11 protein-coding genes are annotated in these 12,116 nt (G+C 65.4%); 7 read left to right on the top strand and 4 right to left on the bottom strand.

The annotated features are described in order from the left end of the window. Window positions 1-10 precede the first annotated feature (10 nt). Window positions 11-1,192, bottom strand: coding sequence for an OpgC domain-containing protein (locus J4G43_RS25370; protein WP_208089408.1), 1,182 nt, complete (start codon window positions 1,190-1,192; stop codon window positions 11-13). 256 nt (window positions 1,193-1,448) lie between these two features. On the opposite strand from J4G43_RS25370, the gene J4G43_RS25375 reads away from it, so the two are divergent. The 3 genes from J4G43_RS25375 (at window position 1,449) to J4G43_RS25385 (ending at window position 3,042) form a co-directional block, all read left to right on the top strand. Beyond that, window positions 1,449-1,754, top strand: a complete 306-nt coding sequence (locus J4G43_RS25375; protein WP_208086673.1) for an ETC complex I subunit — start codon at window positions 1,449-1,451, stop codon at window positions 1,752-1,754. A gap of 269 nt (window positions 1,755-2,023) precedes the next feature. After that, window positions 2,024-2,515 carry an Lrp/AsnC family transcriptional regulator gene (locus J4G43_RS25380; protein WP_135213563.1) on the top strand — a complete coding sequence of 164 codons (492 nt, stop codon included), beginning with the start codon at window positions 2,024-2,026 and terminating at the stop codon, window positions 2,513-2,515. Between the two features lie 239 nt (window positions 2,516-2,754). Further along, a complete protein-coding gene (locus tag J4G43_RS25385; protein ID WP_063983447.1) occupies window positions 2,755-3,042 on the top strand; it encodes a DUF3551 domain-containing protein in 288 nt (95 codons plus the stop codon). 91 nt (window positions 3,043-3,133) lie between these two features. On the opposite strand, the gene J4G43_RS25390 is transcribed toward J4G43_RS25385, so the two are convergent. Further along, window positions 3,134-4,162: an AraC family transcriptional regulator gene (locus tag J4G43_RS25390; protein ID WP_208086674.1), complete on the bottom strand. Its 1,029-nt coding sequence runs from the start codon at window positions 4,160-4,162 to the stop codon at window positions 3,134-3,136. A gap of 147 nt (window positions 4,163-4,309) precedes the next feature. On the opposite strand from J4G43_RS25390, the gene J4G43_RS25395 reads away from it, so the two are divergent. From J4G43_RS25395 to J4G43_RS25410, 4 genes are read left to right on the top strand one after another with little or no spacing between them, the layout of a single operon-like run. Further along, window positions 4,310-5,437 (top strand): isovaleryl-CoA dehydrogenase, encoded by a 1,128-nt coding sequence (locus J4G43_RS25395; RefSeq protein ID WP_321576350.1) that lies wholly within the window; start codon window positions 4,310-4,312, stop codon window positions 5,435-5,437. A gap of 24 nt (window positions 5,438-5,461) precedes the next feature. After that, complete coding sequence (locus tag J4G43_RS25400) at window positions 5,462-7,066, top strand: carboxyl transferase domain-containing protein (RefSeq protein ID WP_208086676.1); 1,605 nt, start codon at window positions 5,462-5,464, stop codon at window positions 7,064-7,066. A gap of 4 nt (window positions 7,067-7,070) precedes the next feature. After that, window positions 7,071-9,074, top strand: coding sequence for an acetyl/propionyl/methylcrotonyl-CoA carboxylase subunit alpha (locus tag J4G43_RS25405; protein WP_208086677.1), 2,004 nt, complete (start codon window positions 7,071-7,073; stop codon window positions 9,072-9,074). Window position 9,075: 1 nt separating this feature from the next. Next, window positions 9,076-9,987, top strand: coding sequence for a hydroxymethylglutaryl-CoA lyase (locus J4G43_RS25410; RefSeq protein ID WP_208086678.1), 912 nt, complete (start codon window positions 9,076-9,078; stop codon window positions 9,985-9,987). A 126-nt stretch (window positions 9,988-10,113) separates the two neighbouring features. Here the strand turns inward: J4G43_RS25410 and J4G43_RS25415 are convergent, their stop codons facing one another. Beyond that, window positions 10,114-11,040, bottom strand: coding sequence for a dihydrodipicolinate synthase family protein (locus J4G43_RS25415; protein ID WP_208086679.1), 927 nt, complete (start codon window positions 11,038-11,040; stop codon window positions 10,114-10,116). A gap of 73 nt (window positions 11,041-11,113) precedes the next feature. Further along, complete coding sequence (locus J4G43_RS25420) at window positions 11,114-12,097, bottom strand: TRAP transporter substrate-binding protein (RefSeq protein WP_038936090.1); 984 nt, start codon at window positions 12,095-12,097, stop codon at window positions 11,114-11,116. Window positions 12,098-12,116 lie beyond the last annotated feature (19 nt).

Genomic DNA, 12,116 nt, shown 5'->3' on the forward strand with positions numbered 1-12,116 from the left:
GGAAATGGCTCTAGGTGGCCTTTGCGGGCGAGGCGGCGGCCGCAGGTTTGGGCGGCGGCGGCTTCAACGGCTTGTCCTGCTTTTTCGACCAGGAAATGTAATAGGCCACCGTCGTCATGATCGCGATGCCGGCGATGCTGACGAAGATCTGCGCGAACAGCGAGCCCGAACTCATCGACAGCTCGAAATGGCCGACGAAGGACAGGAACACGCCGACGCAGAACACGGCGAGCGACTGCTGGCCGCAGACGATCAAGGGATCGAACACCTTCCACTCCAGACCAGGCCAGTCCTTCGGCACGAAGCGGATCACCAGGATCACGATCACGACGAAATGGAGGAAGCGGTAGGGCGCAAGGTTGGTCTTGTCGTTGGGGTTGAAGGCCGAGAACAGCCATCCCGGGAACATGCCGCCGAGGGTAGGGAAGCGGCCGGCCATGGTCATAACCAGCGCGAAGGCGAGATAGCCGAGGCAAAGCCACAGCGTGATCGGCGAATTGATCACGGCTCCCGAACGCCGGGCGCCGCCCATCGCGCACCAGGCGCCGAACACGAACAGCACCTGCCAGGCATACGGGTTGAAGTACCACTGGCCGGCCGGATAGGCGGTCAGGTTTAGTCCGTAATGGCGGGCGGCGAGCCACAGCACGATGGACAGCGCCATCGTCAGGTCGGGCTTGCGCAGCATGAACCACAGCACCGGCGGAAACAGTCCCATCAGCACGATGTAGAGCGGCAGCACGTCGAGATTGAGCGGCTTGAAGCGCAGGAACAGGCCCTGGCGCAGCGTCTCGGTGGCGTTGTCGACGAGGCCGGCGACGTTGAACTCGTTGATCATGTCGGAATCGCCGAACCGCAGCGCCAGATAGCTGATCGAGGCGATGTAGATCACGAACAGGATGATGTGGGCGACGTAGAGCTGCCAGACCCGCTTGGTCAGCCTCGTGGCGCCGACGATGAAGCCGCGCTCAAGCATCATTCGCGCATAGACGAAGGAAGCGGTGTAGCCGGAGATGAAGACGAACAGGTCGGCGGCGTCGGAAAAGCCGTAGTTGCGGGTGGTGATCCAGTTCACCACGTTGTCGGGGATATGGTCGAGGAAGATCGCCCAGTTCGCGATGCCGCGAAACAGGTCGAGCCTGAGGTCACGGCCCTTTTCGGGAAGCGTGGCGTTGATGTTCAGGAAGGCCATGCGACGGAAGCTTTCGGAGGGGGCGGATACGCTGGTGTCGGCGAGACAGGGCCGCCGGGCGGGATCCGCGCGGAAGGCGGGTACGCAATTGTCACGGTGCAGCATAATGACTATACCCGTCGGCAAGGCACCCCCGGGGGACCGGAATCACCGATCAGTTCCCAAAAGGTGTCTCTATACTATGCCCGCGGTTTCCACCAACTGCTACCGTAACGCATCGAAATCGAACGAAAAGACCAAGAGGCCCGGACCACCCATGACCGCACGCATTTTCAAGCCCGCCAAGAACGCGATGCAATCCGGCCGGTCCAAGACCAAGGAATGGCAGCTGGATTACGAGCCGGAGCAGCCGCGTTCGGTCGAGCCGCTGATGGGATGGACCTCGTCCGGCGACATGAAGCAGCAGATCACGCTGCGCTTCCACAGCAAGGAAGAGGCGGTCGCCTATTGCGAGCGCAAGGGCATCGCCTACCAGGTGGTCGAGCCGCAAGAGTCGCGGCACCGGACGGTCGCCTATGCGGACAATTTCTCGTTCCGGCGCGGCGAGCCCTGGACGCATTGAGGGGCGGCTGGCTGCTCCGACTTCATACGACGTGATTTACTCGTCATGCCCGGGCTTGTTCCGGGCATCCACGTCTTTGGGGCGAGTGAGAGCGCGGATGGCCGCGACAAGCCCCGGCATGACGGTGGGGGTACCCCGCCCGCAGACATGACGTCGCGTCCGATGATCCCGATCGACGGATCGGCTATTGCGCTGGGCTGCGGCCCCTTGGCAGCGATTCCGCCGCGTGCTTCGCTGCCTCGCATGACACGATCATGGCGAGGTGGGGGATGGCCGGGCGTGACCAGCTCGACGGCGTCGATCTGAAGATCTTATCCGAGCTGCAGCAGGACGGTCGGGTGCGCAACAACGAGCTAGCACTGCGGGTCGGCGTGTCCGCGCCCAATTGCCTGCGGCGGCTGAAACTGCTGTTCAGCCGCGGCGTGATCCGGGCGGTCCGCGCCGTCATCGACGAGCGGCTGCTCGGCTATGAGGTGGTTTCGTTCGTCTCGATCCAGCTCGTGAGCCAGGCCCAGCCGGTGCTGGAGGCGTTCGAGAGCTCGATTGCCGCGATCCCGCGCATCCAGCAGTGCTGGCGGATTTCAGGCGACACCGACTACCTGCTGAAATGCGTCGCGCCGAACGTCGAGAGCATGCGCCAGCAGCTGCTGCATTTCGCCGCGATGCCTGATGTGAAGAACGTCCGCAGCTTTCCGGTGCTGGGCGTCGCGAAGGATGTGCCGCTGCCGTTACAGGATGTAGTGGCGGCACCCGTCGGATAGGCGCTCAAGTCTCTCTACTGAAATTCCGAAGTCTGGGGCGCTCGCGCGCGGTGCGGTCGATTCGGATAGCTATAATAGCTTAGTAACTCACCTAACTGTGACATGTGATTTAGGCAGGACTGCAATGCGCGCAACCGTGATTGTCGGCATCTTTGCGCTGCCTAGATGCAGGGTGTGAACCTCGGTCTGCGTCGCACGCCGGGGATGCTTTTGTGGGACCCTAAGCAGGAAAAGACATCATGACATCGACTTCGAAGACGATCGCAGCCTCTGCTGCGACGCTGTTTGCGTCTGCGTTTTTTGTTCTGTCGGCGCCGGCTGCGAAGGCCGACGATTATTGCATCACCAACGGCGCCCAGGCCGCTCACGGCTGCGGCTATCCGACGATGGAAGCCTGCCGTCAGGCGGCCGGTGGCATCGGCGGCACGTGCTCGCAGGCCGGCGGCGCCAAGACTAGCAACGATGCGCTCGCCTTCCAGCCGAAGCAGACGAAGCAGCCCAAGGCTCGCCAGGGCGCGCAGAACTAACGCCTGAGATCGCGACCTGATCCGAGAGATTGCGTCCTCCGAGAGTGATCTCGGAGGACGTCAATTTATGACAAGCAGGTGACGCCGCGCCTCAGCGATAGCGCTCGCGAAATTCGCGCGGGCTAGCGCCGGTCCAGGTGCGGAAGGCGCGCGAAAAGCTCTTCTCGTTGCGGAAGCCGGCGATCTCCGCGATCCGCTTGATGGGGGCGCGGCCGCGCATCAGCTCCTGCTTGGCGAGCTCGAACTTTGCCTCTTCCTTGAGATCGCGCAGCGAGGTCGCTTCCTCGCGCAGGCGCCGGTGCATGGTGCGGGTCGAGAGCGCCAACTCGCTTGCGACATCCTCGGCGCCGACAATGCGCCCGCGTGCATTGCGCAGCACGCGGCGGACGCGCTCGACCAGGAGCCGGTCGCGCCGGTAGGGCAGCACGGTGAGCCGCAGCGCGCCCTTGAGCATGCTGTCGAGATCGGCGGGGCTGCGGGTCAGCGGCAGAGAGAGATAATGCTTGTCGAACACGATGCGGGCGCCGTCCGCACCAAAGCTCAAATGCCTGCAGAAGATCGTCGGATAGACCGAGACGTGGCCCGGCTCGGAATAGGGAAACTCGGCCGCACGCAGCGCGATCGCGGAATCGACGGCCCAGCAGGAGAAGCCGAGAACATAGCGGAGCAGGGTGACCAGGCAGAATTCACGCAAGGGGCCGAGGTCGCGCTGTTCGCGAATGGAGATCGTCGCGGTCTCATCACCAAGCGAGAGCTCGAACAGCACGTCCTCGGTCAGCAGGCGATGATGCCGGCACCAGCGTTTTAGCGCGACTTCGAGATTGGGGGCCGTGATCGAGGCGCGGCACAGCATACCGTAGGTTCCCCAAGGCAGCCGGCGCGAGAACCAGCCAAGCGCTTCGTCGTCGAGCTCGCGCATGGCATGGCCGGCCAGCGCCTCGAACTGGGCCGCCGTCACCCGTCCGTCGCGGGATCGAACGAGGTCCGCGGTGACCTGCCCCTTGCCCAAGGCTTCGGCCGGATCCCGCCCGTAAAGGGCATAAGCGGCAACCACGCCGCGGACGAAGGCGGCTGGGGTCATGGCGCGGCGGGGCGTCGCGGTCGCGGCTAGAAAGGGCATGAAAAAGCCTCGCCAAACTTGGCGGAAAATGCAACCTTTTCGACCGCTGGGACGCCCGGGCGGGGGTAGGTTCGGACCCGACAAGAATACGGAGGAATCGCCTTGAACATCCCGAGCATCGATTTCGATCTGGGCGAAGACATCAGCATGCTGCGCGACACGCTGCGCGCCTTCGTGGAGGCGGAGATCGCCCCGCGCGCCGCCGAGATCGAGAAGGCCAATCTGTTCCCGGCCGACCTCTGGAAGCGCTTTGGCGACCTCGGCCTGCTCGGCATGACCGCGCCGGAGCAATATGGCGGCTCCAGCATGGGCTATCTCGCCCATATCGTCGCCATGGAGGAGATTTCGCGGGGCTCGGCCGCCGTCGGGCTGTCCTACGGCGCGCATTCCAACCTCTGCGTCAACCAGATCCGCCGCAACGGCAACGAGGCGCAGCGCGCGCGCTATCTGCCAAAGCTGATCTCCGGCGAATATGTCGGCGCGCTCGCGATGTCCGAGCCCGGCGCGGGCTCCGACGTCGTCTCGATGAAGCTGCGCGCAGACAAGCGCGGCGACCGCTATGTCCTCAACGGCTCGAAGATGTGGATCACCAATGGCGGCGACGCCGACGTGCTGGTCGTCTACGCCAAGACCGATCCGGAGGCGGGCCCGCGCGGCATGACCGCGTTCCTGGTCGAAAAGGGCTTCAAGGGTTTCACCCACGGCCAGCATCTCGACAAGCTCGGCATGCGCGGCTCCAACACCTATCCGCTGTTCTTCTACGAGTGCGAGGTGCCCGAGGAGAACGTGCTCGGCAAGGTCGGCGAGGGCGTCAAGGTGCTGATGTCCGGCCTCGATTACGAGCGCACGGTGCTGTCGGGCGGCCCGCTCGGCATCATGGCGGCCTGCATGGACGCCGTGGTGCCCTACATGCACGAGCGTAAGCAGTTCGGCCAGCCGATCGGCGACTTCCAGCTGATGCAGGGCAAGCTCGCCGACATGTATGCGACGTGGCAGTCGGCGCGCGCCTATGTCTATGCGGTCGGGCGCGCCTGCGACCGCGCCGATCACGCCCGCACGCTGCGCAAGGATGCGGCGGCCGCGATCCTCTATTCCGCGGAGAAGGCGACGTGGATGGCGGGCGAGGCGATCCAGGCGCTGGGCGGCGTCGGTTATACCTCCGAATTCCCGGTCGGACGTCTCTGGCGCGACGCAAAACTCTACGAGATCGGCGCCGGCACCTCGGAAGTGCGTCGCATGCTGATCGGCCGCGAGCTGATGTCCGAGACGGCCTGAAACCTTCACCTCATTGGAATCAACATGCCGCTCCATTCCAGCATCGATACGTCTTCATCAGACTTTGCGCGCAACTCCGAGGCCATGCGCGGGCTTGTCGCGGACTTGCGTGAAAAACTGAGCCAGGTCGCCGGCGGCGGCGGCGAGGTTTCGCGCAACCGCCACACGTCGCGCGGCAAGATGCTGGCGCGCGAGCGCGTCGACCTGCTGGTCGATCCCGGCACCTCGTTCATGGAGCTGTCGCCGCTGGCGGCCTTCGGCCTCTATGGCGGTGACGTGCATTCGGCGAGCGTCATCACCGGCGTCGGGCGCATCTCGGGCCGCGAATGCGTGATCGTCGCCAACGACGCCACCATCAAGGGCGGCACTTACTATCCGATGACGGTGAAGAAGCATCTGCGCGCGCAGGACGTGGCGCGGCAGAACAATCTTCCCTGCGTCTACATGGTCGATTCCGGCGGCGCCTTCCTGCCGCTTCAGGATGAGATCTTTCCGGACGAGCGCCATTTCGGCCGCATCTTCTACAACCAGGCCCAGATGTCGTCGCAGGGCATCCCGCAGATCGCGATCGTGATGGGCTCCTGCACCGCCGGCGGCGCCTATGTCCCCGCGATGTCGGACGAGAGCATCATCGTCCGCAACCAGGGCACCATCTTCCTCGGCGGCCCGCCGCTGGTGAAGGCTGCGACCGGCGAGGTGGTGAGTGCCGAGGAGCTCGGCGGCGCCGACGTGCATTCGCGGCAGTCGGGCGTGACCGACCACTACGCCCAGAACGATGCCCATGCGATCGGCATCGCCCGGCGCATCGTCGGCACGCTGAAGCCGTCGGTGCAGCCGAACCTCAACATGCACAAGCCGCGCGATCCGCTGTTTGCGGCGGAAGAGATCTACGGCGTGGTGCCGGTCGACGGCCGCAAGCCGTTCGACGTGCGTGACATCATCGCCCGCATCGTCGACGGCTCGGAGTTCGACGAGTTCAAGAAGCTCTACGGCACGACGCTGGTCTGCGGCTTCGCCCATGTCTGGGGCTATCCGGTCGGCATCATCGCCAACAACGGCATTCTCTTCAGCGAGAGCTCGCTGAAGGGGGCGCATTTCATCGAGTTGTGCTGCCAGCGCGGCATTCCCTTGGTGTTCCTGCAGAACATCACGGGCTTCATGGTCGGCAAGAAGTACGAGGCCGGCGGCATCGCGCGCGACGGCGCCAAGCTCGTCACGGCGGTGGCGACCGCCTCGGTGCCGAAATTTACCGTCGTGATCGGCGGCTCCTACGGCGCCGGCAATTACGGCATGTGCGGCCGCGCCTATTCGCCGCGCTTCCTCTGGATGTGGCCGAACGCGCGCATCTCGGTGATGGGCGGCGAGCAAGCCTCGATGGTGCTGAGCCAGGTCCGGCGCGACAACATCGAGGCCAAGGGCGATAGCTGGTCGAAGGAAGAGGAAGACAAGTTCCGCGAGCCTATCCGCGCGCAATATGAGAGCCAGGGACATCCGTATTACGCGACCGCCCGCCTGTGGGACGACGGCGTGATCGACCCGGCCGACACGCGCCTCGTGCTCGGCCTCGGCCTTTCCGCGGCGTCGAATGCGCCGATTGAGCCTACCAAATTCGGCCTGTTCAGGCTGTGATGCGATGGACCGTTCAATGCTCTACCGGCGTTTTCGCACGCTCCTGATCGCCAACCGCGGCGAGATCGCCTGCCGCGTCATCCGCACCGCGCGAGCCATGGGCCTGCGCACGGTCGCGGTCTATTCCGAGGCCGACCGCGACGCGATGCATGTCGCGCTCGCGGATGAAGCCGTGCTGCTCGGTCCGGCGCGGGCGCGCGACAGCTACCTCAATGTCGAGCGGCTGATCGAGGCCGCGCGCAAGACCGGCGCGGAAGCCGTCCACCCGGGCTACGGCTTCCTGTCCGAAAATGCCGAGTTCGCGCGCGCCTGCCTGGAGGCGGGCCTGGTGTTCGTCGGCCCCACCGCCGCGATGATGACGGCGATGGGCTCGAAGTCCGGCTCCAAGGCGCTGATGGAGAAGGCCGGCGTGCCGCTGGTGCCCGGCTATCACGGCGAGGCCCAGGACGAGGCGACGCTTTCGAAGGCGGCGGACAAGATCGGCTTCCCGATTCTGGTGAAGGCGTCCGCGGGCGGTGGCGGCCGCGGCATGCGTATCGTGCGCTCGGCGGACGAGCTTGGACCGGCGATCGTCAGCGCCAAGCGCGAGGCCAAGGCCGCGTTCGGCGACGACCGCATGCTGATCGAAAAATATGTCGACAATCCCCGCCACATCGAGGTGCAGATCATCGGCGACAGCCACGGCAATCTGCTGTCGCTGTTCGAGCGCGAATGCACGTTGCAGCGCCGGCACCAGAAGGTGATCGAGGAGGCACCGTCGCCGACGCTCAATCCAGCCCAGCGCGAGACCGTCTGCGCCGCCGCGCGAAAGGCGGCGGGCGCGGTCAACTATGTCGGCGCCGGCACGATCGAGTTCGTCTCCGACGGCAAGGACGTGTTCTTCATCGAGATGAACACGCGTCTCCAGGTCGAGCATCCCGTGACCGAGCTGATCACCGGCATCGACCTGGTCGAATGGCAGCTGCGCGTCGCCTTCGGCGAGGCGCTGCCGCTGAAGCAGGACGAGCTCCGGCTCAATGGCCATGCGGTCGAGGCGCGCGTCTACGCCGAAAACCCGACCAAGAACTTCATGCCGTCGGTCGGCAGGATCTCGACCTGGCGGCTGCCGGCGGAAACCGGCGGCCTGCGCATCGACGCCGGCTATCGCGAAGGCGATACGGTCTCGCCCTATTACGATGCGATGCTCGCAAAAATGATCGCGTGGGCGCCGACGCGGGACGTCGCGATCGAACGGCTGAATCGCGGGCTGCAAGACTCCGACGTCCGCGGCATCGTCACTAACATCCCGTTCCTGTCGGCGCTGATGACGCATCCGAAGGTGCGGACCAATGCGATCGACACCGGCTTCATCGAGCGCGAGCTGGCAGTTCTGACGCAGGCCCCGCCGGCGCCCGGCGAGCTCGAGCTATGCGCAGCAGTCGCCGCTGTTATCAACGACGAGCGGCAGGCCGCGCAAGACGAGGCGAGTTCGCCCTGGCAGACCTTTGGCTGGAAGCCGGTCGGCCGCCGCCAGCGCAGCTTTGCCTTCCGCGTCGGCCATGGACCCGAACAGAAGATCACGCTGAACTACGGCAGCGGTCCGTCGACGCTGGTGACCGGCGACCGCGAGTTGACGTTCACGATCGCCCCGCGTGACGGCGGCTTCGATCTGACGCTCGATGGCGTCAAATCGCAGGTCGCAGCCGTGATCGACGGTCATGAGCTCTATTTGCGCACACGCAACGGCCGCTTCGATCTGCACTGGGTCGATCCATTCGGCGGCGAGAGCGAAGAGCATGTCGGCGAGGACAAGATCGCGGCGCCCTTGCCAGGCACGGTCGTCGCCGTGCTGGCCGAGGAGGGCGCCAAGCTCGACAAGGGCGCGCCGATCCTCACCCTGGAAGTGATGAAGATGGAGCAGACGCTGCGCGCGCCCTACGCCGGCGTGCTGAAATCGATCAAATGCAAGGTCGGAGACATCGTCCAGGAGGGCGTCGAGCTCGCCGTGGTCGAGCCATCGGGAGAGTGAGATGAGCGACCCCGTCCGCATCATCGAAATGGGGCCGCGCGACGGCCTCCAGAACGAGAAGACGCCCGTCAGCGTCGAGGCCCGCATCGCCTTCATCGAGGCGCTCGTAGCCGCTGGCCTCACCACGGTCGAGGTCGGCGCCTTCGTCTCGCCCAAGGCGATCCCGCAAATGGCGAGCTCGGACGCCGTGCTGCGCGGCGTCAGCCACGTCAAGGGCGCCGAATTCCACGTGCTGGTGCCGAACGAGAAGGGCTATGACGCCGCGCGCGCTGCCGGCGCGCAAGTCGTCTCCGTGTTCGCGGCGGCCTCGGAAGGCTTTTCGCGCGCCAATATCAACTGCACGGTCGCGGAGTCCATCGAGCGCTTCAAGCCGGTGCTGGCGCGCGCCAAGGCGGATGGTGTCAGGGTCCGCGGCTATATCTCCTGCGTGCTGGGCTGCCCGTTCGACGGCGAGATCAAGCCGAAGGCGGTCGCCGATCTCGCCAACACGCTATGGGAGCTCGGCTGCTACGAGTTCTCGCTCGGCGACACCATCGGTGTCGGCACGCCTGATAAGGCCAAGGCGATGCTGCGCGCGGTTAGCGCCAATATCCCGCCGGCAAAACTCGCGATGCATTTCCACGACACCTACGGCCAGGCACTCGCCAATCTCTATGCCGGTATGGAGGAGGGCGTCCGCGTCATCGATGCCGCCGCCGGCGGCCTCGGCGGCTGCCCCTACGCGCCGGGCGCGACCGGTAACGTCGCGACCGAGGACGTCGTTTACATGCTCGAAGGCATGGGCGTCAGGACCGGTGTCGACATGGACAAGCTGCTGGCGGCCACGAACGAGATGAGCGGCGTGCTGGGCAAGCCGCCTGTGAGCCGCGTAGCCTCCGCGCTGAACGCGAAGAAGAAGCGGGCGGCTACGTAAGGCTGCCTACGCCACATTCAGGTGCCGTAGGGTGGGCAAAGGCGCGAAGCGCCGTGCCCACCATCTTTCGCAATCATCGGCAAATGGTGGGCACGCTTCGCTTTGCCCACCCTACGAGACCTTTGCTTAGGCCGCCTTCAGCCCGACATCCGGCAGGCGCGGCCGGTTCTTGAGCGCCTTGGCCATCATCGCCTCGACCTGGGCCTTCTCCTGCGGCAGCAGCGCGAGGCGGGGCGGGCGGGTCAGCGCGGTGCCGCGGCCCATGATGTGCTCGCACAGCTTGATGCACTGGACGAGGTCGGGGCGCGCATCGAGATGCAGCAGCGGCATGAACCATTCGTAGATCGGCATGGCCTCGGCAAAGCGGCCGGCCTTGGCCAGGCGAAACAGCGTCTCGCCCTCGCGCGGGAAGGCGTTGGACATGCCGGAGACCCAGCCCACCGCGCCCATGGCGATGCTCTCGACGATGACGTCGTCGAGCCCTGCGAACAGCACGAAGCGGTCGCCGACCATGTTCCTGGTGTCGATGAAGCGCCGCGTGTCGCCCGAGGAATCCTTGAAGCAGACCACGGTCTCGACGTCGGCGAGCGAGGCCAGGATGTCGGGGGTGACGTCGTTCTTGTAGATCGGCGGGTTGTTATAGAGCATCACCGGCAGGTCGGTCGCGGAGGCGACGGCACGGAAATGCGCGGCGGTCTCGTGCGGCTTGGACGAATAGACCAGCGCCGGCATCACCATCACGCCGTCGATGCCGACGCGCGCGGCTTCCTTGGCGGTCTCGACCGCAAAGGCGGTGGTAAACTCGGCGATGCCGCACAGTACCGGCACGCGGCCTTTCGCGACGGATTTCGCCGTCTCCATGATCGCGACCTTCTCCTTGCGCTCCAGCGAGGTGTTCTCGCCGACCGAGCCGCAGACGATCAGGCCGGAGACGCCGTCGCGGATCAACCCGTCCATGACCTTGGCGGTCGCGTCGATGTCGAGCGAGAGATCGTCGTGGAATTGCGTGGTGACGGCCGGGAAGACGCCTTCCCAGGAAACGCGGCGGCTCATGATGTGACTCCAAGTGAGTTTGCCGGCGGGGGGCTGGGGCCGCCGGCTGTTGTGAAGAGGATGGCGAATGGGATCAGAGCGTCGCGCCGACCTTGCGCAGCTCGGCGAGAACCGGTGCCTTGGGCAGCCAGATCTTGTCGAACTCGGCGATGACAGCCTCGGTGTCGCCGGGCGGGACCTGGCGGATCGGGATCGGCGCGTTCTTGAAATTCTCGATCAGCGCGGGCTCGTTGGAGGCCAACTCGTCGATCTGCGCGTCCAGCGTCGACTTCACCGTCTTGGCGATCAGCTCGCGGTCGGCTGCGGGGAGCGTCTGCCAGACCCGGCCGGAAACGACCGCGGCCATCGGCATGAAGACGGCGTTCATCTGCAGGATCACCTTCGACACCTTGTCGAAGCGCTGGTTCCAGGAGAATTCGAGATCGGCCTCGAGGCCATCGACCTGGCCGTTGGCCATCGCGTCGAACACCTGCGGGGTCGGGATCGGCGTCGGTGCGGCACCGAGCGAGGAATAGAAGTCGCGATAGACCGGCGTCGGGTTGATACGCAGCTTCATGCCCTTGATGTCGGCGAGCGAGTTCAGGTCCTTGGACGAGAACACCGCGCGCATGCCGGTGATGCCCCAGCCGAGGCCGATGGTGCCGGTCTCCTGCGGCAGCACATCGAACAGCTTCACCGCCGCCGGATGCCGCACGAATTTCGCGACCGCAGGCGTCGAGCGGACGATGTAGGGCGCATTGATCGCGGCGATGTGCGGCACGCGCGAACCGAGCTCGGCGGCCTGGATGAAGCCCATGTCGAGCGCGCCGGACTGCAATTGCTGCATCATCGCGGGCTCGTTGCCGAGCTGGCCGGAATGGAACACGGTCAGGGTGAGCCGGCCGTTGGTGGCCGCCTTGAGATCGTCGCCGAATTTCAGCGCCGCCTTGTTCCAGGAATGGCCGTTGGGCGTGATCAGGCCGAGGCGGAATTCCTTGGCCTGGGCAAGCGCCAACGACGGTGCGAACACCGAGGCGGCGGCGCTGGCGGCGAGAAAGCGGCGGCGTGAAAGCGGCATGGTCGGGCTTCCTTTTGAA

Source organism: Bradyrhizobium barranii subsp. barranii, from assembly GCF_017565645.3.
Lineage (GTDB): Bacteria > Pseudomonadota > Alphaproteobacteria > Rhizobiales > Xanthobacteraceae > Bradyrhizobium > Bradyrhizobium barranii.

What these genes read in the sequence shown, in the direction of transcription:
- J4G43_RS25370 (WP_208089408.1), bottom strand. Translation starts at nt 1,192, where the DNA reads ATGGCCTTCCTGAACATCAACGCCACGCTTCCCGAAAAGGGCCGTGAC.
- J4G43_RS25375 (WP_208086673.1), top strand. Translation starts at nt 1,449, where the DNA reads ATGACCGCACGCATTTTCAAGCCCGCCAAGAACGCGATGCAATCCGGC.
- J4G43_RS25380 (WP_135213563.1), top strand. Translation starts at nt 2,024, where the DNA reads ATGGCCGGGCGTGACCAGCTCGACGGCGTCGATCTGAAGATCTTATCC.
- J4G43_RS25385 (WP_063983447.1), top strand. Translation starts at nt 2,755, where the DNA reads ATGACATCGACTTCGAAGACGATCGCAGCCTCTGCTGCGACGCTGTTT.
- J4G43_RS25390 (WP_208086674.1), bottom strand. Translation starts at nt 4,162, where the DNA reads ATGCCCTTTCTAGCCGCGACCGCGACGCCCCGCCGCGCCATGACCCCA.
- J4G43_RS25395 (WP_321576350.1), top strand. Translation starts at nt 4,310, where the DNA reads ATGCTGCGCGACACGCTGCGCGCCTTCGTGGAGGCGGAGATCGCCCCG.
- J4G43_RS25400 (WP_208086676.1), top strand. Translation starts at nt 5,462, where the DNA reads ATGCCGCTCCATTCCAGCATCGATACGTCTTCATCAGACTTTGCGCGC.
- J4G43_RS25405 (WP_208086677.1), top strand. Translation starts at nt 7,071, where the DNA reads ATGGACCGTTCAATGCTCTACCGGCGTTTTCGCACGCTCCTGATCGCC.
- J4G43_RS25410 (WP_208086678.1), top strand. Translation starts at nt 9,076, where the DNA reads ATGAGCGACCCCGTCCGCATCATCGAAATGGGGCCGCGCGACGGCCTC.
- J4G43_RS25415 (WP_208086679.1), bottom strand. Translation starts at nt 11,040, where the DNA reads ATGAGCCGCCGCGTTTCCTGGGAAGGCGTCTTCCCGGCCGTCACCACG.
- J4G43_RS25420 (WP_038936090.1), bottom strand. Translation starts at nt 12,097, where the DNA reads ATGCCGCTTTCACGCCGCCGCTTTCTCGCCGCCAGCGCCGCCGCCTCG.